Source organism: Streptomyces sp. NPDC059788 (assembly GCF_042732265.1).
GTDB lineage: Bacteria > Actinomycetota > Actinomycetes > Streptomycetales > Streptomycetaceae > Streptomyces.
In genome coordinates this window covers 139,442-160,482 of sequence record NZ_JBHWHY010000012.1, presented here as the reverse complement: position 1 = coordinate 160,482, position 21,041 = coordinate 139,442, and the positions used below count along the sequence as shown (strand labels likewise).

The window sequence follows — 21,041 nt, the reverse complement described above, 5'->3', positions numbered from 1 at the left end:
GAGGAATCATGAGTACTTCAGCGCACGAGCGTCCCGGCAGCAGTCCGCAGGACGCCCCGCCCAGCATCGCGTACGGCGCCGCCCCGCGTACCGTGGCGGCGGGCCCCGACCGTTCGGACATCCTCGCCCGCTACGAGCACTGGGTGCGCGGCACCCCCGACGCGCCCGCCGTCGAGGACGGCGAACTGTCCTGGAGCTACGCCGAGGTGGACGCCCTGGCGCGCGTGGTGACCGAGTCGCTGCGCGGCCGGGTGTCCCCCGGCGACCTGGTCGGTGTGTGTCTCGACCGTTCGGCCGCGCTGGTCGCGGTGGCGGTCGGCCTGGCCCGGCTCGGCGCCGTCTACCTGCCGCTGGGGCCGCGCCCCGGCGAGCACCGGCTGGCCACGGTGACCGAACGGCTGGGCGTGCCCTGCCTCGTCGGCGATCCGGCGCTGCTGCCCGCGTCCTACCGTACGGGCGACACGCTGTCCCTGCCGCTGCCCGCCGAGGGCGCCAACGCGGCCGGCAGCGTCGTGGCCGCTTTCCGCGCCGGACCCGCTGCCGCCGCCCAGACCGCACCGCCGGGCACCTTCTACGCCGTACTGACCTCGGGTTCGACGGGCACCCCGAAGGCCGTCGCAGTGGGCGGCGCGTCGTTCGGTGCGCTGCTGGACTGGTACCACGCGTACACCGGGGCCCGGCCCGGGGACCGGCACAGCCTGCTGGTCGGCGTCTCCTTCGACCCGCACCTCAAGGAGCTGTGGGCCGCGCTGACCTCCGGTGGCACGCTGAGCGTGCCGCCCGAGGAGGTGCGCTGGGACCCGGACGCCCTCACCGGCTGGTGGCGGCGGGCCGGGGTCTCCATCGCCGTACTGCCCACACCGCTCGCCGAGACGGTCCTCGCACGTCCCTGGCCCGAACTCCCCGGCCTGCGGCACCTGGTCGTGGGCGGTGACCGGCTGCGCCGCAGGCCCACGCCGCAGGTCACGGCTCGGGTGCACAACGCGTACGGCCCGGCCGAGGCCACCGTCGTCACCACGGCGTACCACGTCGAGGCGGACGGCGACGACAGCGCGCCGCCGCCGATCGGCACGCCCGTCGACGGAGCCGTCGTCTGCGTGACCGACGGGGCGGGCCGCGTGGTCCCGCGCGGCGAGTCCGGTGAACTGCGCGTCGGCGGCGGCGTGCTGTCGCTCGGCTACCTGGACGCGGAGCTGACGGCGGCCCGCTTCGTGGCGCCGCCGCCCGGCGTCAGCGGCACCGACCGCGTCTACCGCACCGGCGACCGGGTACGGATGCGGCCCGACGGGGTGCTGGAATTCCTCGGGCGGCTGGACGACCAGGTCAAGGTGAGCGGTGTGCGCATCGAACTCGCCGAGGTGGAGGCCGCGTTCGAGCACCACCCGGGCGTCCGGCGGGCGGCGGTCGCCGTCCGGTCAGCCGCGGACGGCGTAACCCGCCTCGTCGCGTTCGTCCTGCCGGTGCCCGGGGAGCCGGTGCCGGGAACGGACGAGCTGATACGCGAGGCGCGCGGCTGGCTGCCCGAGCAGGCGGTCCCGGCCGTCGTACGGTTCCTCGACACCCTTCCCCTCGACGCCAACGGGAAGGTCGACCGGGTCTCGCTCCTGGCGGCCGAAGAGGCGAAGACGGACGGCACCACGGCTCCGGAGGGCGACGGCGCGCCACGGACACCGACCGAGGAACTGGTCCTGCGGCTGTGCCGGGACCTGCTCGGCAGCCAGGCCATCGGCACCGGCGACAACTTCGCCGCGGCCGGCGGCAACTCCCTGTCCACCGCCCGGCTGCTCACCGGCATCGAGGAGCACTGCGGCGTACGCCTGCGGGCGCCCGAGGTGCTGCGGCAGCCCGACCTGCGGGCCCTGGCGGCGCTGGTGGACACCCGGCGCGGCGCCGCCGACCTGGCGGGGGTGTGAGATGACCACGCCTACCACCGCTGCCGCGACCGGCCTGCCCGGACTCGTCTCCCACTTCGCCCGCACCACCCCCGACGCCCTCGCCGTGACCGACGGCGAAACGTTCCTCACCTACGCGGAACTGGCCGCCGAGGCACGTCACTTCGCGCGGGCGCTGCGCGAGCGGGGCGTGCGCCCCGGTGCCGCCGTCGGCGTCCTGCTGCCGCACTCGGTGGCCACTGTGGTCACCCAGCTCGCCGTCTGGTGGGCGGGGGGACACTACGTACCGCTCGACGCCGACTATCCCCCGCCGCGCGTCGCCACCATGCTGGACACGACCGGTGCCGTGCTGACGGTCGGCGACAAGGACCTGGTGGAGGCGGCCGGCATCCCCGCGGACCAGGCCGTGCCGCCGCCCGCCCCCGGGCCGGAACGTGCCGTGGACGGCGTGCCGGCTCCGGCGGAGGACGCCTACGACCCGGATGCCGTCGCGTACGTGATGTTCACGTCCGGCTCGACGGGCCGGCCCAAGGGCGTCGCCGTCACCCACCAGGGCATCGCGCTCCTGGCGCACCGGCCGCGGTACGTGACCATCACGCCGCGCGACCGCGTGCTGTTCCACTCCCCCGTCACGTTCGACGCCTCCGCCTTCGAGGTGTGGGGCGCGCTGGCGAACGGCGCCGCCGTCGCCGTGTCCACCGCCGACCGGCTCTCGCCGGCCGGCCTGGCCCGGGACGCGGAACGCCTCGGCGCGACCGTCACCGTGCTGACCACCGCGCTCTTCCACCACCTGGCGGCCCGGCGCTCCCCGCTCTTCGGGGTGCTGCGCAGCGTGCTGGTGGGCGGCGAGGCGCTGTCCGCGCGGCACGCGCGCTCCGTGCTGCGCGCCCACCCCTGGCTGGAACTGGTCAACGGGTACGGGCCCACCGAGGCGACCACCTTCGCCACCGCGCACCGCGTCGAGGACGCCGACTGCGACGGCCCGCCGCCCATCGGCCGCCCGGTCGCCGGGACGACCGCGTACGTCATGGACGAGCGCGGCGCACCGGTCACGCCGGGCGAGCGCGGCGAGTTGTGGCTCGGCGGACCGCGGCTGGCGCTCGGCTACGTCGGGCAGCCGGACCGGACGGCGGAACGCTTCGTCGGCCACCCGGAGGCCGGGCGGCTCTACCGCACCGGCGACGTGGTCTCGGCGCGCCCCGACGGCACGCTGGACTTCCACGGCCGGACCGACGACCAGATCAAGGTCCGCGGCTTCCGGATCGAGCCGGGCGAGATCGAGCACGCGCTGCGCGAGCACGCCGAGGTCGCGGACGCCGCCGTGGTCGTGCAGCGGCCGGCGCCCGACGACGCGCGGCTGGTGGCCTTCGTCGTACCGGAGAGCGGCACGGCGCCCGGGGCCGGAGCGCTCCGCACCCACCTGGAGAGCCGTCTGCCGGCCCACCTCGTGCCCAACGCGTGGGCGTGCGTGGACGCCCTGCCGATGACCGGCGTCGGCAAGGTGGACCGGCGGGCGCTGGCCGCCCGGCCGGTGGAGGGGATCGGGCAGCCGGTGGGCGGGGCCGCGGCCGGTCCGGTCGAGGACTCGGCGGCCGCTCCGGCGGGTGACCCGATGGCCGTCGGTCCGGAGGCAGGGGGCCTCCCGGCCGACGGGGGCCTCTCCCCCCTCCAGCAGGTCGTCGCCGACCTGTGGACCCAGGCCCTCGGCCACCCCGTGGACGACCCCGAGGCGGACTTCATCGCGCTCGGCGGGCACTCGCTGCTGGCGCTGTGCGTCGTGGAGGACCTGCGCGAGGACCTCGGGGTGGAGCTCTCGCTCGCCGACTTCTTCGCCGCTCCCACGGTCGCCGCCCAGGCGGCACGCGTCGAGCGGGCCCTGCTGCGTATCCACGAGGAGCCGGGCGCGCCCGGTGACGAACCGGCCGCCCCGGCCGCTTTGGAGGACCGACGATGACCACCGCTTCGGACACCGCCCGGGAGGCGGCGCTGCTGCGGATCGCCCGGCAGCGGCAGGCCGCGAAACGCGGCGGCGCGGACCGTACGGCGCCGGCCGGTGCGGACGGGCCCGCGCCGCTCTCCGCGGCCCAGCGCCGCATGTGGCTGATGGACCGCCTCGGCGGCAGCGGCGCCGCGTATCACGTACCGTTCGCCACCCGGGTGCGCGGGCCGTTCGACCCGCAGGCCCTCGGCCGGGCGCTGACCGGTCTCGTACGCCGTCACGAGGTGCTGCGTACGCGGTACGGGCAGCGTGACGGCGAGCCGTACCAGGAAGTGCTGGACGCGGCACCGGTGCCGGTCGAGGTGGTGGCGGCGGACGGTGACGTGGCGGAGCAGCTGCGGGCGGCCGCGGCGCGTCCCTTCGACCTGGCGAGCGGCCCCGTGCTGCGCGCGCTCGTCGTACGGCACGCCGCCGACGACCACACCGTGCTGCTGACGCTCCATCACATCGCTGTCGACGGCGGGTCGCTGGCGGTCGTCGCGCGCGAGCTGGGCGCGCTGTACGGGGCGGCGCTGGACGGCGGCGACGTGCCGACGGGCGAGCTGCCGGGCGGGTTCTCCGGTCCGGCTCCGCAGTACGCGGACTTCGCGCGCCGGGAGCACGCCGCCGCGGACGCCCTGGAGAACGGGCTGGAGTTCTGGCTCGGCCGCCTCGCGGGCGCCCGGCCGGTGCCGCTGCCCGCCCCGGCCGCGGACTCCGGCGGCGCGGCCCGGCGCGGGGAGGCGGCGCTGCTCGCCGAGCCGCTGCCGCCCGCCGTCCTCGAAGGGCTGCGTGCGGTGGGCCGGGAGCACCGGAGCACCCTGTTCACCGTCGTCCTGGCCGCCGCGCACGGCGCGTTGCGGGAAGCGACCGGCCGTACGGACCTGGTGCTCGGCTGTGCGAGCAGCCACCGCGACCGCGCGGGGATGCGCGACCTGGTCGGCCTGTGCGTCAACACGCTGCCCGTCCGGGTGAACGCGCCCGATGCCGGCGCCTTCGGCGATCTGCTGGTCCGGGTCCGGGACGCACTGCTGGAGGCGCAGCAGCACCGGGACGTACCGTTCGACCTGATCGTCGAGCGGCTCGGTGCGGCGGCCCGCGGGGCGGACGGCCATCCGCTGGTGGACGTCACGGCCGATGTCCTGCGGGCGCCCATCGCCCTGGACCTGCCCGGTTCGGTGAGCGAGCCGGTCGATGTCGATCTGGGGACGGCCAAGTTCGGTCTCGGCTTCTACGTGGAGGAGGACCGCGGGGACGGACCGCCGCGCTGCCTGGTGCAGTACGACCGGGCGCGGCTCGACGGGCGGACGGCCCGGCGGCTGCTGCGCGGCTTCGCGGACCTGCTGGCGGCGGTGGCCGCCGACCCCGGCCATCAGCTGGCCCGGCCGCTGCCCGCCGCCGACGACCGGGACGGGGTGCAGACCGCCCACCCGGCGGAGCTGCTCCTCCGGGAACGGCCGGAGGTGGCGGAGACCGTACTCCTGGAGATCGACGGCCGGCGGCCGCTCGCGTACGTCGTACCGAGCGGCACGGGTTCCCTGGAACCGATGGGCCTGCGGGCCGCGTTGCGTTCCCGGCTGGCGCCCGAGCTGGTCCCGGCCGCGGTGACGGTCCTCGACGCGCTGCCGCGCACGGCCGACGGCGCCGTGGACCGCAACCGCCTTCCGGGGGCGCCGGTGACGGCCGCCGCGCCTGCCGGTACCGGGGGAGCACGCGAGCAGGCCGTACTGGAAGCGTTCGGCGAGCTGCTGGGCCGCCGTCCCGCTCCGGAGGACGACTTCTTCCTGCTCGGCGGCCATTCCCTGCTGGCAGTGCAACTCGCCGACCGGCTGCGCGAACGTCTGGGCCTGCCGCTGACCGGGCTCGACGTGATGGAGCACCGCAGCCCGCGGGCGATCGCCGCCCTGCTGGACGGGCGCGGCCAGGAGCGCGCGGCGGCACTGTCCGCCGTCCGGCCCCCGGCTCCCCGCACCTCCCGGCCCCCGTCGGCCCGCACCGGAACGGTCCTGGTCACCGGTGCCACCGGCGGCGTGGGCGCCTTCGTCCTGCGGGAACTGGCGGCGCGCGGCCGTCCCGTACGAGCCCTGGTACGGCCCGAGTCGGCGCATCTCCTCGCGTCCGACGGGATCGAGGTCGCCGAAGGGGACCTCGGCGATCCGGACAGCCTGCGGGCGGCGGCGGCCGACGCGGACGCGGTGATCCACGCCGCCTGCACCTTCACCTCCCCCGAGGTGGACCTCGCGGCGATGCGGGCCGCGCTGGACGGCTGGCGGCGGGGCGCCTTCGTCTTCGTCAGCAGCGTCGACGCGTACGGGCAGCCGCCGGCCACCGACGTCACCGAAGAGACCGCGCCGGCCGGGCCGTTCACCGCGTACGGACGGGCCAAGCTGGACTGTGAGCGGATGCTGCTGGAGGCCGCCGGGACCGGCGGGCGGGGCGGGGCCGGCGTGGTCCGGGTGCCCATCGTGTGGGGAGCGCACGCCAGGCTGCGCGACCAGCTGCGCTGGGGTGCGACCGGGCAGTTCTTCCAGGCGGCGCTGAACGGCGAGCCGATCGAACTGCCCGCCCGGGACCGCGGTTGGTACGGCGCGCCCTGGGTGCACGGTGCGGCGCTGGCCCGTGCGCTGGTCAGCTGCGTGGAGCGGCCGTCCGGGGGCGTGGTGAACGCGGTCGGCGGCCATGTCGACTGGCGCGACTTCGCCGGGGAGCTGATCCGGCTGCTCGGCAGCCCCAGCGAGATCCACGCCACGCATGCGGGGCAGGGCGCGGACCGCGCGGCAGAGCGCGGGGCCGGGGAAGCCACCGGCCCCGACTTCCTGCTGCACCACCGCCGCCGCTACCGTCCCTCCCCCGCGTTCGCCGCCGAACTGGCGGAGCGTCCGGGCGAGGACTGGCGGTCGGTGCTCGCCGCGATGCTGGAGGACTGACGGGCTTTTCCCGCTTTTTACAGATTCCCGTCACCACGACGGCACCGATTCCGCTCGCTGCCCGTCTTGCTGTACGCGGCGCCGCTCTCTCCCCCAGGAGCGGCGCCGCGCCGGTTCCGGGAGCGCCGGCCGCTCACTCGGGGGCCCCGCCCGCGTCCAGGAGGCGCCGCACCCGTAGTGCGTCCGCCGCGACGGCGGTGGTCAGCGCGGCAGGGCCGGCGAGTGGGCTGCGGACGCCCTGCCCCTCCCCCGGTTCCGTCCCGAGGAGCCGGACTTCGGCGGGGCGGCCGTCGAACGCCGGGTCCACGACGAGGAGCTGGCCGGTGGCGCGGTTGCCGCCGAGGACCGCGGCGGTGTCCCAGCCGGGGGTGCCGGGCCCGTACGCCGTCTCCTGGTCGAGGAGCGTGCGCCCGGCACGGTGGACCGTGAGGCGGCTGTGCAGCCGTCCGGGCCGTTCGCCGCTGCGCCCCAGCACCTGTTCCTCGCGCAGCACGAGGCGTGCGGTGGGCGCGAGATGGACCGTCGTCGTCATGCGCAGGTCACTGCCCTCGGCGGAGATGAGCGGCTCGGGCAGCCACTCCAGCCGGGCCCCCTCGCCGACGGTCAGTTCGACGTCGTACGTGGCGTGGCCTGCGGTGCGCCCCGGCAGCGCGACGGTGGCAGCGGCCGCCGTGACGCACAGGCCGGCGCCGTCCTCGGCGGTGGCCTCGATGCGCAGCCGGTCCCCGCCCAGCGGCGCGCTCATGGCGCCGACGACGCACACCCGGGCCTGTGTCCCGTGCGAACGGACGCGGCGCAGGGCGAGCGGGCCCTCGCCGTCCAGTACGGGCAGGCCGGTGGCGCCGCCGGCGGTGGCGCGCGCGGTGATGCGGGCCGTGGCACGCAGACCGTGCGCCACCGGGGCGGGGCCGAGAACCCGTACCGGCTCGGGGGCCCGGAGCCGGGCCCCCTCGGGAGGCGCGAGGGTCATGCGGGGCCCGCGGTCCAGTCGGTGAGGCGCTCGCGGACCCAGTCGGAGACCGGCCGGACGCCGTTCTCGGCCTTGAGGCAGGTGAAGACGACGGGCAGGTCGCCGCGCTGGGCCTTGGCGTCGCGGGCCATGCCCTCCAGGTCGACGCCGACGTAGGGGGCGAGGTCGGTCTTGTTGATCACGAGGAGGTCGGCGGTGGTGACGCCGGGGCCGCCCTTGCGGGGGATGTCGTCGCCGCCCGCCACGTCGATGACGAAGATCTGGGCGTCGACCAGGCCCTTGGAGAACGTCGCGGTCAGGTTGTCGCCGCCGGACTCGACCAGCACCAGGTCGAGCGGGCCGACGGCGTCCTCCAGATCCTCGACGGCTTCGAGGTTGGCGGAGATGTCGTCGCGGATGGCGGTGTGCGGGCAGGCGCCGGTCTCCACGGCCGTGATGCGCTCGGCGGGCAGCACCGCCTCGCGCAGCAGGAACTCGGCGTCCTCGCGGGTGTAGATGTCGTTGGTCACCACCGCGAGGGACAGCTCGTCGCGCAGCGCGCGGCACAGCGCGGCCACCGTGGCGGTCTTGCCGGTGCCGACCGGCCCGCCCAGGCCGATGCGCAGCGCGCGCCGGGTGCCGTCCGGGCGCTGCGGGGCGGCGGCGCTGTAGGTGTGCCGGTGCGGGAAGCGTTCGTCGAGGTCGTGGTCGAGATGCATGTCAGCTCCGTATCGGGTGCGGGTGCGGGGAGTCAGGGCGCGCGCGGGCGGAGGAGGCCGGGCGGGAATTCCGGCCGCGGCCCGCGTCCGGGGTCCGGGGCGGGGGCAGGCCGTCACGAGGCGAACAGCCGCACCGGCCACGCCGCGTGCTGCTCGGCGGTAATGTCCAGCAGCGGCGCAGACGCCGCCGGCAGCGCGCCGGTCCCCTCCTTAAGGGCCCGGCCCGCCGCGTCGGCGGCCTGCTCGGCGATCCGGTCGAGCGGCGCCGCCAGACGGGCCAGCACCGCGGTCGCGTCGAAGGGGTCCAGGCTCAGCAGCCGTACGGCGGCGGTGGCCGGGCCGCTTAGGTTCTCGTACGCGGCGGCGTAGGCGGCGTCCAGCGGCGCGAGCCCGGCCGAGCGGGCCGCCAGGCCCAGCACCACGGGCTGGTGGGCGCCGCGCGGCCGGGCCGCGGCCAGCGCGTCCAGCTCCGCCGAGGGCCAGGTGGCGCGGGCCGCGCGCATCATCTGCCGCCCCAGCCTGCGCGCCGTGTGCCGCAGCGCGGGCACCGGCGTGCGGGCGTCGGCCGCCTCGTCCAGCTCCAGTGGATCGCACCCGGCGGCCGCCGCCGCGGCCAGGGCGGCCGCGACCAGGCCCGCGGTGTGCAGCCGTCCCCGGCAGAACGCCTCCAGACTCACCGCGTCCGTGATCCGCCCGGCGGTGACGGCCGCCTCCGCGCCGCCGGAGTGGGCGTGCCCACCCGCCGGGAACCGGCCGTCCGCCAGGACGAGAAGCGCCGCCCGGCTCATCGCCGCACCCCCTCCCCGCGCCCGTCGCGCGGGTCCGTACCGTTGCGTGCCACCGTGTCGCCCCGCACTCAGAAGAGGAAGTAGCGCTGGGCCATGGGCAGTTCGGCGGCCGGCGCGGGCTCGACCACGTCGCCGTCGATGGTGACGGTAAACGTGTCGGGATCGACGTGGACGTCCGGCAGCGCGTCGTTGTTGCGCATGTCCGCCTTGGTCACGCCGCGGGTGCTGCGGATGGCCTGGAAGGACTTGTCCAGCCCGAGCCGCCCGGGGAGCCCGTCCGCGACGGCCTGTTCGGAGACGAAGTTGACGGAGTTGCTGCCGGGCGCCTTGCCGATGGCGCCGAACATCGGGCGGGGCAGCACCGGCTGCGGGGTGGGGATCGAGGCGTTGGCGTCGCCCATCTGCGCGTACGCGATCTGTCCGCCCTTGATGACGAGCAGCGGCTTGACGCCGAAGAACGCCGGGTCCCACAGCACCAGGTCGGCCAGCTTGCCCTCCTCGACCGAGCCCACCTCGTGGTCGATGCCCTGGGCGACGGCCGGGTTGACGGTGTACTTGGCGACGTAGCGGCGGGCGCGGGCGTTGTCCGCGAGCCGGTCGCCGGGCAGGGCGCCGCGCCGCTTCTTCATCACGTGCGCGGTCTGCCAGGTACGCAGCACGACCTCGCCGATGCGCCCCATGGCCTGGGCGTCGGACGACATGATCGAGATGGCGCCGAGGTCGTGCAGGATGTCCTCGGCCGCGATGGTGGAGGGCCGGATACGGGACTCGGCGAACGCGAGGTCCTCCGGCACGGCGGGGTTGAGATGGTGGCAGACCATCAGCATGTCGAGGTGCTCCTCGACGGTGTTGACGGTGTGCGGCCGCGTCGGGTTGGTCGAGGCGGGCAGCACGTTCGGCTCGGAGACCATGGCGATCATGTCGGGCGCGTGCCCGCCGCCGGCGCCCTCCACGTGGTACGCGTGGATACCGCGGCCCCCGATGGCGGCCAGGGTGTCCTGGAGGAAGCCCGCCTCGTTCAGGGTGTCGGTGTGGATGGCCAGTTGCGCGCCGCTCTCCTCGCAGACGCGCAGACAGGCGTCGAGCACGGCGGGGGTGGCCCCCCAGTCCTCGTGGATCTTGAAGCCCAGGACGCCCGCGCGCAGCTGGTCGCGCATCGACGCGGCGGACATGGTGTTGCCCTTGCCCAGCAGACCGACGTTGACGGGCAGCCCGTCCATCGACTCGAACATCCGGGCCACGTGCCAGGCGCCGGGCGTGATGGTGGTGGCCTTGCTCCCCTCGGCCGGGCCGGTGCCGCCGCCGACCAGGGTGGTCACACCGGAGGCGAGGGCCTCGTCCGCCTGCTGGGGGCAGATGAAGTGCACATGGGTGTCGATCGCCCCCGCGGTGAGGATCTTGCCGTTGCCGGCGATGACCTCGGTCTCCGGGCCGATCACCAGGTCGGGGTGTACGCCGTCCATGGTGTCGGGGTTGCCGGCCTTGCCGAGCGCGGTGATCCGGCCGTCGCGGATGCCGACGTCCGCCTTGACGACGCCCCAGTGGTCCAGCACCACCGCACCCGTGATGACGGTGTCGGGCGCGCCCTCGGCGCGGGTGGCGCGGGACTGGCCCATCGATTCGCGGATCACCTTGCCGCCGCCGAAGACCGCCTCGTCACCGGCCCGGCCGGGGCCGCCCGAGCGGTCCTCGGTGATCTCGACGAGGAGATCGGTGTCGGCGAGCCGTACGCGGTCGCCCGCGGTCGGGCCGTACAGGTCGGCGTAGGCGGCACGGGTCAGGTCAGCCATCGAGGGAGCCTCCGGTCTCGCCGCGCAGGCCCGCGACGATCCGCTTGCCCGCCACGGGGACGAGTTCGACCTCGGTGGGAATGCCGGGCTCGAAGCGCACGGCCGAGCCGGCGGGGACGTTCAGACGCTTGCCGTGCGCGGCCGCACGGTCGAAGTCGAGGCCGGGGTTGGCCTCGGCGAAGTGGTAGTGGGAGCCGACCTGGACGGGACGGTCGGCGGCGTTCAGGACGGTCAGCCGGGTGACGGGGAGTCCGGGGTTCAGCCGTACCGGCTCGTCGGCGTACAGGATCTGGCCGGGAATCATGGTCGCCGCTCCCGCGCTCAGTTGATGGGCTCGTGGACGGTGACCAGCTTGGTGCCGTCCGGGAAGGTGGCCTCCACCTGCACGTCGTGGATCATCTCGGGCACGCCCTCCATCACCTCGTCACGGGTGAGGACCTTGCGCCCGGTCGACATCAGCTCGGCGACCGTACGGCCGTCCCGCGCGCCTTCGAGGATGTGCGAGGTCAGCAGCGCGACGGCCTCCGGGTGGTTCAGCCGTACCCCGCGGGCGCGCCGCTTTTCGGCCACGTCGGCCGCCACATGAATCATCAGGCGTTCCTGCTCATGCGGGGTCAGTTGCATATGTCCACCTCACAGTCTGCGCTGGGCACGAAAGCCCAGGTCACGGGTGGCGATACACCCGCAAAAGCAGATGTATCACACAGTAATTAAAGATGGAGCAAACTGCTCTCCAGCTCCGCTCCATCAATCACCCGTCGGCCGCAGGCTAGTTCGGCGCGATTTCGGCGGCGTTAACTCGGCGGGCCGGTCGTGGAACTTCACCGGTTGGGCCGCACCACCGCACCCGAGAGCGCTCCGCACCGCTTCCGCCCGGTGTGTCCCCTGTCCGGACACCGGAGTCCGGTATCCGCTCTTGACGCGGTACGAAACGCCCGTAATCCTCATGCGCACGTCAAGCGCCAATCCCCCAACCGCACCACCGATCCCACGAGCACCACCCCACAGGCACCACCCCCACGGCGCCACCCCACGGCGCACTCCCCCCACACCAGCATCGGAGCCCCACCGTGAACCGTGCGAGTCGCACGCCGCGTACCCCCCACGCCTCCCGCTCGTCCCGCCCGCCCCGCTCCGCCCGAATACGCCGTGCGGGCCTGACCGCCGGCGCGTGCACCGCCCTGGCCGCCGCCCTCCTGGGACCCGTCGCCGGAGCGCAGGCCACCGCCCCCGCCACCGCCACGGCGTCCACCGCCGCGCCGGACATCCCCGTCGCCGCCGTCAAGGCCCACCTCGACCGGCTGCAGTCCATCGCGGACGCCAACGGCGGCAACCGCGCCCACGGCACGGCCGGGTACCGGGCCTCCGTCGACTACATCAAGGGCAAACTGGACGCGGCCGGATTCACCACCACCGTCCAGGAGTTCACCCGTAACGGCACCACGGGCTACAACCTCCTCGCCGACTGGCCCGGCGGCGGCACGGACCGGACCGTGATGACCGGCGCCCACCTCGACTCGGTCACCGAAGGCCCCGGCATCAACGACAACGGCTCGGCCTCCGCGGCCATCCTGGAGGTCGCGCTCGCGGTCGCCGAGGCCCGTCTCGAACCCTCCCACCACCTGCGGTTCGCCTGGTGGGGCTCCGAGGAGAACGGACTGGCCGGCTCCCGGCACTACGTGAAGCAGCTGTCCGCCGACGAGCGCGGGAAGATCGACGCGTATCTGAACTTCGACATGATCGGCTCGCCGAACCCGGGCTACTTCGTCTACGACGACGACGCGCGCCTGGAGAAGGTCTTCAAGGACCACTTCGCAGCGAAGCACATCGCCACCGAGATCGAGACGGAGGGCGACGGGCGCTCCGACCACGCGCCGTTCAAGGACGCCGGGGTACCGGTGGGCGGCCTGTTCTCCGGAGCGGACTACATCAAGACCGCCGAGCAGGCGAAGAAGTGGGGCGGCACCGCGGGCAAGGCGTTCGACGCCTGCTACCACGCCTCCTGCGACACCGCGAAGAACATCGACGACACGGCCCTGGGCAACAACACCGCCGCCATCGCCGACGCGGTCTGGCAGCTCGGCTCCTGACGCCGGACCGCTCCGGCCCGGCGCCCGGACACCGGGCAGCGGCGGCTCCGCGCCCCCGCTGCCCGGTCAGCGCTCCCCGGCGCCCGGCCCGCCGTGCTCACCCGTGCCGCCGCGCCCGCCGGCCCCACCGTGGTCACCCGCAGCGCCGCGGTGCTCCGCCGCGATGCCGAAGCGGCGCCACTCGCCGGGCGGGGCCGGGAAGGACCGTACCGAGGAGACCGTACTGATCACCTGCTCCTCCGCGGCGGCCTCCTCCGCCTCCCGGTACGCGTCCAGGCGCTCCAGGTCGGCGGCGGACACCAGCCCCACCAGCGGCTTGCCGTGGCGCGTGACGACCACCCGCTCGCCGCCGTAGACGACGCGGTTGATCAGGTCCGCCAACTCCGCCCGGGCCTGCGTCACCGGAATCTCATAAGCCATGGTCCTAGCTTAGGTCGGGTGCACGACATTCCGGCCAGGGCCGGGACCGGGTGCGGTCGGCCGGTTCGCGGCTGCCGGATGCGGGCGCCCGGCCGCGGACGGGCCCCAGGGCGGCCAGGTCGAGCATCAGGTGGCCGCGGCGTAGCGCGATCCGCCCCTTGGCCTTCATGCGCGGCGCGACCTGCGAGCCGCCATGCGATCCGCGCCGTAACCCACCATCAGTTACGCCCGGCGCCCCCACCCCTGACTCCCCGTGAGGCTTTCGCTCTCAGCGAGCTTCCGGCACTTCACCTTCCCTAGCCATTGCTTCGGGCCTGCGGACGTGCTCCCATCTAACTCTACGTACGTCCTGTACATTTTTTACAGATGGTTAGGGAAAGAGAGCTCCCCATGAACCGCCCCGAGGCCCGTTACGTCCTTCCGGAGTTCACCGAGCGCACCTCCAACGGGTCCCGGACCATGGACCCGTACTCCAAGCTGCTCGGCGAGCGGATCGTCTTCCTCGGCACCCCGGTCGACGACACCGCGGCCAACGACGTGATCGCACAGCTCATGCACCTGGACTACGACGCGCCCGACCGGGACATCTCGCTCTACATCAACTCACCCGGCGGCTCCTTCACGGCGATGTCCGCGATCTACGACACGATGCAGTTCGTGGGGTGCGACATCGAGACCGTCTGCCTGGGCCAGGCCGCCTCCGCCGCCGCGGTGCTCCTGGCCGCCGGCACCCCCGGCAAGCGCCTCGCCCTTCCGGGCGCCCGCATCCTCATCCACCAGCCCTCGTTCGGCGAACCGGTACAGGGACAGGCGGACGACCTCCGCATCCAGGCGGACGAACTGCTGCGCACCCGCGCACTCCTGGAGGAACTGCTCGTACGGCACACCGGCCGGTCCGCCGAGCAGATCACCCAGGACCTCGAACGCGACAAGGTCTTCGACGCCGCGGCGGCCGTGGAGTACGGGCTCGTCGACGCGCTCACCCGCAGCCGCAAGCGGCGCCCCACGGCGCCCGGCGCGAACTGAGCCCGGGATGCTGCCGCCCGAACTGCCGCCGCTGCCCGCGCTGACCCGGGCCGAGGGCGAGGTCATCGACAGCTACCTGGCGGTCCTGGATCTGCTGGGCCGGATCAACCCGGCCCGCGGCACGGACACCTACGGCGGCCTGCGTGCCGCGCAGGCCCTGGTCGGCAAGTCCCTCGCGCTGCGGGACGCGTTGACGCTGATGCACGAACGGGGCGAGAGCGAACTGCACGCGGCGACGCTGGCGCAGGCCCTGCGGGTCCTGGACGGCGAGCGCCGGGCACGGCTGATCTCCGTACCGCCGCCGCGCAGTTGACGCGGCCGGGGGCGGCGCGGGCCACCGCGAACCGTCCGTGACACGGCCCGCGCAAAACGGAAGGGCCGTGCCGTGAGTACGCGGCGGGTGCTCCGCCGTACCCATTGGGAGGGCGCCCGGACGGGGGTCGGGCGCCCTCCCCTCACGCCCCTGACGCGCGGGCCGCCCCGCCCGCCGCACGCGGCCCACGCCGGGCCGGGGCGACAGGGCCGCCCGCGAGGTGCTACGGCACCTCAAGGGCGCCTCCGTACGCCGACACGAGGCCCGATCGGGCTCGCCCGAACGGCGTATCCACGGGGTCGCGCGCTGGGCCACACGGCTTGCGCGGCGTGCGTACGTGTCGCGCGGAATGCCGGGTTCCGGGCCTGGTACGTGGGTCCTCACCCGTCGCGAACCTCCCGTGGGACGAACGCTGTCCACCCGAACAGCGCAGACGTGACCAACCTCACATACCGCCGTTTCTGCTCGGAATCCGGGCGCGAGGTGCGCAACGATCGCTTCGACGACAAGCCCCCGCCACAGCGGTGGGGCGGTCCGGGCGGACGCCCAATCCTGCCGCCGTACCGGATGTCCGGTCGATGCGCCCGGATCGGCAGGAGCGGAGGACCCGAGCACGACGGGCACGACGGCCGCCACGGCCGTACGGGCCCTTGGGGTGAAGTCGTCAGCGCGACCGGGCATCTTCGCCTGCCCGAACCCGACAGGTACTCCTTCGCAGGCGGCTGACGAAGGGTTGCGCATGACTGCGCGTACCACCGCTACCCCCCTGCTGGCGCGAGCCGGAGTGATCTCCTTCCTCGCCCTTGCCACGGTCGGCGGAACACTGGTCGTACCGGGAGCCACCGCGGACGCCGAAGCCGCGTCGACCTCGGCCGCGGCACTGCGGATAGCCGCTTCCAAGAAGGGAGCGCCCTACAAGTACGGAGCCGCCGGGCCTTACCGTTTCGACTGCTCGGGCCTGACGCTGTACTCGTTCAAACGGGCCGGTAAACGGCTGCCGCGCACCGCGGCGGCCCAGTACAACCGCACCCGGCACCTGTCCGCGTCCGCGCGCCGCGCCGGCGACCTGGTCTTCTTCCACTCGCGCCGGGGCATCTACCACGTGGGCATCTACGCGGGATCGGGCAAGATCTGGCACGCGCCCAAGCCCGGCACCGTGGTGCGCCTGGAGCGCATCTGGTCGCGCGGCGTCTCGTACGGCCGGGTCCGCTGATCCTCCGCACCGAAGGAGCGCGCGTACGGGGCCGCGTGTCGCCACGGGGCCCCGTACCGCCGCCCGCGCGCGGACCAGGAGTGATCAACGGTGCCGGTGGATACCCGCAGATGATGCCCCCTTTCACCGACGACGACCGGAACGATTTACCCAAACCGCCTGAACCGCCCGAGCGGTCCGGGACGCCCGGGCCTCCCGGAGCGTCCGAGCCACCGGCCCCGCCCCGGCCGTCCGGTTCCGCCCGGTACGCCGTGTGCGCGGACCGCAACGAGACGCCCCTGGAGCGCTACGACCGGAACTTCGGCGAACTCCTCCAGGAACTGCGCGTCCTCCAGACCGGCGTGCAGATCCTCTTCGCGTTCCTGCTGACGCTGGCCTTCACCCCGCGCTTCGTGTCCCTGGACACCACGCAACGCGGCTTCTACGTGGGTACGCTGCTGCTGGCCGTACTGGCGACGCTGCTGCTCACCGCGCCTGCGGCGGTGCACCGGGTGCTGTTCCGGCGGCGTGCGAAGGGGCTGATCGTGGAGGTCTCCGCGCGGCTGACGGCCGCCGGGATGGCGGTGCTCGCGCTGGCGCTGGCCGGTGCCGTCCTGCTGGTCGTCGACGTCGTACTGGGGCGCGGGGCCGGCGTGGTGGCGGGCTCGGTGACGCTGGTGACGTGCGGCAGCCTGTGGGCGCTGCTCCCCCGCGTACTGGGGCACCGGAACGGGCACATCAAGCCGGCGGCCCGCGAATCGTCGTCCTGAACCGTGCGACACCCCGGGACGGCGCGGGCAAACCCCGGGAGGCCGCAGGGGCACCGCCGGAGGCCGCGGGGATGGCGCGTGGTCGAAATCTTTTGTGACCTGGCCGTCCTTGCTTTGGGGGCGGCGAACCGATGGAGTCTCCTTAGCACGTGAGGAGACCCATGCACACGCACCTGCCCCAGCTCATGCACACCAGGACCGCATCGTGAACCTGCGCGGCCTGCTGCGCCGCCGCTCCCCCGCCACCCCCTGCCCGGCCTGCGGCAGCACGGACGTGCTGTGGGAGGACGAGGGGGTCTACGGCGCCGGTGAACTGTTGTGGTGGTGCGCTTCCTGCCTGCACCAGTGGCATCCGGGCGACCTCGCCTCCGGTACGCCCGCGGGCCCGCCCGTCACCGAGGGACCTTACGGCGCCGCCGCCCCTCCCGCCCCGCCCGCATCCGCACCCCCTGCTGCTCCTGCCGCCTCGCCGCCCCCACTTCCCCCTCTTGCCCCACCCGCTCCGGCCGCCGCACCCGCCCCGGCAGCCGTTCCCGCCCCGGCGGCGCCGCCTCGCCCCGCGGCACCGCCTGGCCCGGCAGCCGTACCCGGTCCGGCGACGCCCCCCGGACCGGCCACCGTCGCCGAGCGTGTGATGTACGCCGCCGGGCTGACGCCGCTCGTCCCCTGTCCGGGTGCCTACGAGCCGTGGCCGTGCCGCTGTTCCGTCTGCGGCCGGGACACCAGTCCCACGTACCGGCAGGTGCGGGACGAGGGCGTGGGCTGTGCCTGCAGCACGGGCCGCCGCCGCAAGCCGCGCTTCCTCACCAGACCCTGAGGAGGCGCACCGCCGAAAAAACGTGCCGCCGGAAGAACGTACCGCCCCGAAAGCGGGTCACTACGGCAGGAACAGCTTCCAGGGCAGCGTGATCCACACGGTCTTGCCCCCGGCTTCGGTGGGCTCGACCGTCAGCTGCCCGCCGGACTCGACGGCGAGGAACCGGACGATGACCATGCCCCGCCCGTTGTCCTGCTGCACCGCGGCCGGCAGCCGCTTCGGCCAGCGCGGATGGTCGTCGGTGACACCGATCCACAGCCGCTCGTCACGGTCGAGCCGGACGTCCACGGTGAAGGCCGGTGACCGGCCGTAGGTGTGCTGCACGGCATTGGTGGCGAGTTCGGAGACGATCAGGCGCACGGTGTCGGCCGTCTCCGTCCCGTCCGGCAGGCCCCATTCGGCGAGTACGCCGGTGACGTACCTGCGGGCCTCGGCGACCGATGCCGGTGCGCTGGGCAGAGTGAGTGAGGATTCCTGGTGATCTGCCATCGCGACGCCGTCCCTTTCCCCCGAGGCTCGACTCCGGCCCGCCGCCGAAGGAGGCCGCCATCACATTCCGGCCTCTTCGGTCTTTTCGACCGCTGCGGCAACGGCCTCGGACTGCTGCTGTGCGCCAGACTGCCACTCATGCTGCGACTGTGACGGGTCATCCGCCAAGAAGTGCATATATCTGTCGCCCGAAGCGGTGAACTCTGCTACGCGAGACCGGATTTGCGCGGCACACTGTCGCATCGGAATCAGCCACCAGGGGGCGTGCGCGCCTGGGACGCAACACGCCCCCGAGGAAAGGGAACGGAGGTCGCGGTATGCGGTACGGGCCCGCGGTGCGCCGCCGGAAGCTGGGCACGGAGTTACGGCGCCAGCGGACACTGGCCGGACTCACCAGCGGTGAAGCGGCCCGACTGGTCGGCTGGCACCAGTCCAAGGTCAGCCGCATCGAGACCGGACGCAGCGGAGCCAGGCCGGCCGATGTCGAACTGCTGCTGGACGCGTACGACGTCCGGGACGCGGAGCTGCGCACCCTGCTGGCGGTGCTGTGCGGCGGCGGCCCGCAGAACGACGGCGCGCAGGACGGCGGCACGGGCCGGCGCGGCTGGTGGCACTCGTACCGTGACCTGCTGCCGCCGGAGTACCGGGATTTCATCAGCCTGGAGTACGGGGCGTCCCGGGCGCGCACGCTGGAGACGACGGTGGTGCCGGGGCTGCTGCAGACGCCGGACTATGCGCGGGCGGTGACCCGCGCGACGCTGTCGGACCTGCCGTCGCAGCAGGTGGACGAGCTGGTGGAGGTGCGCATCGCCCGCCAGGACGTACTGCGGGCCGAGCGGCCGCTGGAGTTGTGGGCGGTGCTGGACGAGGCGGTGCTGCGCCGGGAGGTCGGTCCGCCCGGGGTCATGGCGGCGCAGCTGCGGCACATTCTGGACGTGGGGCAATTGCCGCATGTGCGTCTACAGGTGCTGCCCTTCGCGTCCGGTGTGCACATCGGCATCACCGGCCCTTTCGTTATCTTCTCCTTTCCGCTCACTTCTGACTTGGATGTGGTTGTTCTCGACCATTTGACGAGTAGCCTCTACTTGGAGCAAAGGGAAGACCTCAGGGCGTACAGCGATGCGTTCGACACGCTGCGGGGGCACGCCCTCTCGTGCGAGAAGTCAGCGCAGTTCATCGCCCGGATCGCCGATACCTCATGGGCCGGCACCGGCGTCTGAGGAGGCACCATGTCATTCCCGCCTGGGCCCGATCCCGCCCGCACCGCGCGGTACGGCGCGCGGTGGCGGCGCAGCAGCCACAGCACCGGCATGAACAACTGCGTCGAGACGGCCCGCGTCGGCCCCGGCCTGCTGGCCGTACGCGACTCGAAGAACACCGCGGGCCCGGCACTGCTGTTCACCACGACCGCCTGGCGGTCCTTCGTCAGCGGACTGGCCGACAGCCGGTTCACGAAGGCGGACGAGCGGGCCGTCACCGCGTGACGTGAGCGGGGCGGCCGGGACCCGTCCGGCGCCTCAGATGCCCGGCGCGGTCCGTACGACGGTACGGACCGCCTCGCGTGCCTGGCGGGGCGTCAGGTCGGCGCGGGCGGTGAGGCGGAGCCGGGAGACTCCGTCGGGTACGGACGGCGGCCGGAAGCAGCCGACCAGGAGGCCCGCGCCGCGGCAGTCCGCGGCCCATTGGACGGCCTGTTCCGGCGAGGGGGCCCGCACCGAGACCACGGCGGCGTCCGGCCGGACGACAGCCAGTCCCGCGTCGCCGAGCCGCTGGTGCAGTTCCGCCGCCACCTCGCGCACCCGGCTCGCGCGTTCCGGCTCGCGGCGCAGCAGGCGCAGCGCCGTCCGGGCGCCGCCGGCCGCGGCGGGGGCGAGGCCGGTGTCGAAGATGAACGTCCGCGCGGTGTTGACGAGGTGCTCGATGACCCGGGCCGGGCCCAGGACCACGCCCCCCTGGCTGCCGAGCGACTTCGACAGGGTGGCGGTGGCGACCACGTCCGCGTCCCCGGCCAGCCCGGCGGCGTGCAACGCGCCGCGCCCTCCGTCGCCGAGCACGCCCAGCCCGTGCGCGTCGTCGACGAGCAGGGCCGCGCCGTGCGCACGGCAGGCCGCGGCGGCTTCCCGCAGGGGCGCGGCGTCGCCGTCCACGGAGAAGACCGCGTCGGTGACGGCGAGCGCCGGGCCGTCGTGCCCGTCCAGCGACTTGCGCACCGCGTCGGGGTCGGCGTGCGGGACCACGACGGTCCGGCCCCTGGCGAGGCGGCAGCCGTCGATGAGCGAGGCGTGGTTGCCCGCGTCCGAGACGATCAGGGTGCCGGGGCCGCCGAGCGCGGTGACGGCGGCGAGGTTGGCGGCGTATCCGGAGGACAGCACGAGGGCGGCCTCGAAGCCGCAGAATTCGGCGAGTTCGGCCTCCAGGCCGGCGTGCAGTTCGGTGCTGCCGGAGACGAGCCGGGACCCGGTGGCGCCGGCGCCCCAGCGGTGCGCGGCCTGTGCGGCGCCGCGGGTGACCTCGGGGTGCCGGGCCAGGCCGAGGTAGTCGTTGCTCGCCAGGTCCAGCAGTGTCGACTCGACCGGCCGCGGCCGCAGCGTACGCACGAGTCCCGCCCGGCGGCGCTGTTCGCCGGCCGTATCGATCCAGCCGAAGGCGGCGGCCTGCGCGCCGGTGCCCTGCCCGGTGCCGCTGCGGGGGGCGTGGGCCCCGGACGGTACGTCGCGAGGCGGCGTCGGCACGTCGGCAAGCGGTGGCGGCGCGGGGTCGTCCTGGTGCATCGGTGTCCTTCGCGTTTGTGGGCTGTCGATAGACGTTAGCGGTCGTTCCACCGTCCTACGGTGTGGCCATGCACACACCCCGGATCGGCGCGCTTGTAAGGTTCCTCCAT

The 21,041-nt window shown here is 74.2% G+C and carries 21 protein-coding genes and 1 riboswitch; of the genes, 11 read left to right on the top strand and 10 right to left on the bottom strand.

All coding sequences use genetic code 11. The features are described from left to right. The first annotated feature begins 8 nt into the window (after nt 1–8). Genes ACFV57_RS13525 through ACFV57_RS13515 form a run of 3 tightly spaced genes read left to right on the top strand, consistent with a single transcriptional unit; the run spans nt 9 to nt 6,797 of the window. Complete coding sequence (locus ACFV57_RS13525; protein WP_385229974.1) at nt 9–1,913, top strand: AMP-binding protein; 1,905 nt, start codon at nt 9–11, stop codon at nt 1,911–1,913. 1 nt (nt 1,914) lies between these two features. After that, complete coding sequence (locus ACFV57_RS13520) at nt 1,915–3,846, top strand: amino acid adenylation domain-containing protein (RefSeq protein ID WP_385229971.1); 1,932 nt, start codon at nt 1,915–1,917, stop codon at nt 3,844–3,846. Beyond that, the gene (locus ACFV57_RS13515) at nt 3,843–6,797 is read left to right on the top strand and encodes a condensation domain-containing protein (protein ID WP_385229968.1); all 2,955 of its coding nucleotides are present in this window, start codon (nt 3,843–3,845) and stop codon (nt 6,795–6,797) included. The genes ACFV57_RS13520 and ACFV57_RS13515 overlap by 4 nt, the downstream gene beginning before the upstream one ends. Nucleotides 6,798–6,930: 133 nt before the next feature. Here ACFV57_RS13515 and ACFV57_RS13510 read toward each other — a convergent pair whose 3' ends face one another. The 6 genes from ACFV57_RS13510 to ACFV57_RS13485 all read right to left on the bottom strand — a co-directional run bounded on the left by ACFV57_RS13510 (nt 6,931) and on the right by ACFV57_RS13485 (nt 11,667). After that, nucleotides 6,931–7,767 (bottom strand): urease accessory protein UreD, encoded by an 837-nt coding sequence (locus tag ACFV57_RS13510; protein ID WP_385229965.1) that lies wholly within the window; start codon nt 7,765–7,767, stop codon nt 6,931–6,933. Next, on the bottom strand, nt 7,764–8,465 hold the full coding sequence (gene ureG, locus ACFV57_RS13505; protein WP_385229963.1) for an urease accessory protein UreG: 702 nt from the start codon (nt 8,463–8,465) through the stop codon (nt 7,764–7,766). The genes ACFV57_RS13510 and ureG overlap by 4 nt, the downstream gene beginning before the upstream one ends. A 113-nt stretch (nt 8,466–8,578) precedes the next feature. After that, the gene (locus ACFV57_RS13500; RefSeq protein ID WP_385229960.1) at nt 8,579–9,253 is read right to left on the bottom strand and encodes an urease accessory protein UreF; all 675 of its coding nucleotides are present in this window, start codon (nt 9,251–9,253) and stop codon (nt 8,579–8,581) included. A gap of 68 nt (nt 9,254–9,321) precedes the next feature. Next, on the bottom strand, nt 9,322–11,043 hold the full coding sequence (locus tag ACFV57_RS13495) for an urease subunit alpha (protein WP_385229957.1): 1,722 nt from the start codon (nt 11,041–11,043) through the stop codon (nt 9,322–9,324). Continuing rightward, a complete protein-coding gene (locus tag ACFV57_RS13490) occupies nt 11,036–11,347 on the bottom strand; it encodes an urease subunit beta (RefSeq protein ID WP_385229954.1) in 312 nt (103 codons plus the stop codon). The genes ACFV57_RS13495 and ACFV57_RS13490 overlap by 8 nt, the downstream gene beginning before the upstream one ends. Before the next feature lie 17 nt (nt 11,348–11,364). Next, a complete protein-coding gene (locus ACFV57_RS13485; protein WP_150242020.1) occupies nt 11,365–11,667 on the bottom strand; it encodes an urease subunit gamma in 303 nt (100 codons plus the stop codon). A 446-nt stretch (nt 11,668–12,113) separates the two neighbouring features. Between ACFV57_RS13485 and ACFV57_RS13480 the strand changes: the two genes are divergently transcribed. After that, on the top strand, nt 12,114–13,133 hold the full coding sequence (locus tag ACFV57_RS13480; protein ID WP_385229950.1) for a M28 family metallopeptidase: 1,020 nt from the start codon (nt 12,114–12,116) through the stop codon (nt 13,131–13,133). A 66-nt stretch (nt 13,134–13,199) separates the two neighbouring features. Here the strand turns inward: ACFV57_RS13480 and ACFV57_RS13475 are convergent, their stop codons facing one another. Together ACFV57_RS13475 and ACFV57_RS13470 are read right to left on the bottom strand one after the other, a co-directional pair. Continuing rightward, nucleotides 13,200–13,553, bottom strand: a complete 354-nt coding sequence (locus tag ACFV57_RS13475; protein WP_385229947.1) for a type II toxin-antitoxin system Phd/YefM family antitoxin — start codon at nt 13,551–13,553, stop codon at nt 13,200–13,202. A 4-nt stretch (nt 13,554–13,557) separates the two neighbouring features. Continuing rightward, nucleotides 13,558–13,722: a hypothetical protein gene (locus ACFV57_RS13470; protein WP_385229944.1), complete on the bottom strand. Its 165-nt coding sequence runs from the start codon at nt 13,720–13,722 to the stop codon at nt 13,558–13,560. A 221-nt stretch (nt 13,723–13,943) separates the two neighbouring features. On the opposite strand from ACFV57_RS13470, the gene ACFV57_RS13465 reads away from it, so the two are divergent. From ACFV57_RS13465 to ACFV57_RS13445, 5 genes are all read left to right on the top strand, one after another. Further along, nucleotides 13,944–14,579, top strand: coding sequence for an ATP-dependent Clp protease proteolytic subunit (locus tag ACFV57_RS13465; RefSeq protein WP_385229940.1), 636 nt, complete (start codon nt 13,944–13,946; stop codon nt 14,577–14,579). Between the two features lie 7 nt (nt 14,580–14,586). Next, nucleotides 14,587–14,892, top strand: a complete 306-nt coding sequence (locus tag ACFV57_RS13460) for a hypothetical protein (protein ID WP_385229937.1) — start codon at nt 14,587–14,589, stop codon at nt 14,890–14,892. 571 nt (nt 14,893–15,463) lie between these two features. After that, a riboswitch (cyclic di-AMP (ydaO/yuaA leader) is annotated at nt 15,464–15,628 on the top strand. Between the two features lie 3 nt (nt 15,629–15,631). Beyond that, nucleotides 15,632–16,105 carry a C40 family peptidase gene (locus ACFV57_RS13455; protein WP_385229934.1) on the top strand — a complete coding sequence of 158 codons (474 nt, stop codon included), beginning with the start codon at nt 15,632–15,634 and terminating at the stop codon, nt 16,103–16,105. A 251-nt stretch (nt 16,106–16,356) separates the two neighbouring features. After that, nucleotides 16,357–16,854 carry a DUF6328 family protein gene (locus tag ACFV57_RS13450; RefSeq protein ID WP_385229931.1) on the top strand — a complete coding sequence of 166 codons (498 nt, stop codon included), beginning with the start codon at nt 16,357–16,359 and terminating at the stop codon, nt 16,852–16,854. A gap of 205 nt (nt 16,855–17,059) precedes the next feature. Next, nucleotides 17,060–17,671 (top strand): hypothetical protein, encoded by a 612-nt coding sequence (locus ACFV57_RS13445; RefSeq protein ID WP_385229928.1) that lies wholly within the window; start codon nt 17,060–17,062, stop codon nt 17,669–17,671. Nucleotides 17,672–17,731: 60 nt separating this feature from the next. Here the strand turns inward: ACFV57_RS13445 and ACFV57_RS13440 are convergent, their stop codons facing one another. Further along, nucleotides 17,732–18,160, bottom strand: a complete 429-nt coding sequence (locus ACFV57_RS13440; RefSeq protein ID WP_385229926.1) for an ATP-binding protein — start codon at nt 18,158–18,160, stop codon at nt 17,732–17,734. Between the two features lie 317 nt (nt 18,161–18,477). Here ACFV57_RS13440 and ACFV57_RS13435 point away from each other — a divergent pair, with 317 nt between their 5' ends. After that, on the top strand, nt 18,478–19,380 hold the full coding sequence (locus ACFV57_RS13435) for a helix-turn-helix domain-containing protein (protein WP_385229924.1): 903 nt from the start codon (nt 18,478–18,480) through the stop codon (nt 19,378–19,380). Between the two features lie 9 nt (nt 19,381–19,389). Beyond that, nucleotides 19,390–19,644 carry a DUF397 domain-containing protein gene (locus ACFV57_RS13430; protein WP_385229922.1) on the top strand — a complete coding sequence of 85 codons (255 nt, stop codon included), beginning with the start codon at nt 19,390–19,392 and terminating at the stop codon, nt 19,642–19,644. Between the two features lie 33 nt (nt 19,645–19,677). Here ACFV57_RS13430 and ACFV57_RS13425 read toward each other — a convergent pair whose 3' ends face one another. Continuing rightward, the gene (locus tag ACFV57_RS13425) at nt 19,678–20,931 is read right to left on the bottom strand and encodes an 8-amino-7-oxononanoate synthase (RefSeq protein WP_385229920.1); all 1,254 of its coding nucleotides are present in this window, start codon (nt 20,929–20,931) and stop codon (nt 19,678–19,680) included. Nucleotides 20,932–21,041 lie beyond the last annotated feature (110 nt).

Excerpts from the sequence above, each read along its gene's own strand:
- ACFV57_RS13500 (WP_385229960.1), bottom strand. The coding sequence starts at position 9,253 with ATGAGCCGGGCGGCGCTTCTCGTCCTGGCGGACGGCCGGTTCCCGGCG.
- ACFV57_RS13455 (WP_385229934.1), top strand. The coding sequence starts at position 15,632 with ATGACTGCGCGTACCACCGCTACCCCCCTGCTGGCGCGAGCCGGAGTG.
- ACFV57_RS13475 (WP_385229947.1), bottom strand. The coding sequence starts at position 13,553 with ATGGCTTATGAGATTCCGGTGACGCAGGCCCGGGCGGAGTTGGCGGAC.
- ACFV57_RS13465 (WP_385229940.1), top strand. The coding sequence starts at position 13,944 with ATGAACCGCCCCGAGGCCCGTTACGTCCTTCCGGAGTTCACCGAGCGC.
- ACFV57_RS13425 (WP_385229920.1), bottom strand. The coding sequence starts at position 20,931 with ATGCACCAGGACGACCCCGCGCCGCCACCGCTTGCCGACGTGCCGACG.
- ACFV57_RS13520 (WP_385229971.1), top strand. The coding sequence starts at position 1,915 with ATGACCACGCCTACCACCGCTGCCGCGACCGGCCTGCCCGGACTCGTC.
- ACFV57_RS13440 (WP_385229926.1), bottom strand. The coding sequence starts at position 18,160 with ATGGCAGATCACCAGGAATCCTCACTCACTCTGCCCAGCGCACCGGCA.
- ACFV57_RS13510 (WP_385229965.1), bottom strand. The coding sequence starts at position 7,767 with ATGACCCTCGCGCCTCCCGAGGGGGCCCGGCTCCGGGCCCCCGAGCCG.
- ACFV57_RS13495 (WP_385229957.1), bottom strand. The coding sequence starts at position 11,043 with ATGGCTGACCTGACCCGTGCCGCCTACGCCGACCTGTACGGCCCGACC.
- ACFV57_RS13485 (WP_150242020.1), bottom strand. The coding sequence starts at position 11,667 with ATGCAACTGACCCCGCATGAGCAGGAACGCCTGATGATTCATGTGGCG.
- ACFV57_RS13490 (WP_385229954.1), bottom strand. The coding sequence starts at position 11,347 with ATGATTCCCGGCCAGATCCTGTACGCCGACGAGCCGGTACGGCTGAAC.
- ACFV57_RS13430 (WP_385229922.1), top strand. The coding sequence starts at position 19,390 with ATGTCATTCCCGCCTGGGCCCGATCCCGCCCGCACCGCGCGGTACGGC.
- ACFV57_RS13460 (WP_385229937.1), top strand. The coding sequence starts at position 14,587 with ATGCTGCCGCCCGAACTGCCGCCGCTGCCCGCGCTGACCCGGGCCGAG.
- ACFV57_RS13515 (WP_385229968.1), top strand. The coding sequence starts at position 3,843 with ATGACCACCGCTTCGGACACCGCCCGGGAGGCGGCGCTGCTGCGGATC.
- ACFV57_RS13435 (WP_385229924.1), top strand. The coding sequence starts at position 18,478 with ATGCGGTACGGGCCCGCGGTGCGCCGCCGGAAGCTGGGCACGGAGTTA.
- ACFV57_RS13470 (WP_385229944.1), bottom strand. The coding sequence starts at position 13,722 with ATGAAGGCCAAGGGGCGGATCGCGCTACGCCGCGGCCACCTGATGCTC.
- ACFV57_RS13525 (WP_385229974.1), top strand. The coding sequence starts at position 9 with ATGAGTACTTCAGCGCACGAGCGTCCCGGCAGCAGTCCGCAGGACGCC.
- ureG (WP_385229963.1), bottom strand. The coding sequence starts at position 8,465 with ATGCATCTCGACCACGACCTCGACGAACGCTTCCCGCACCGGCACACC.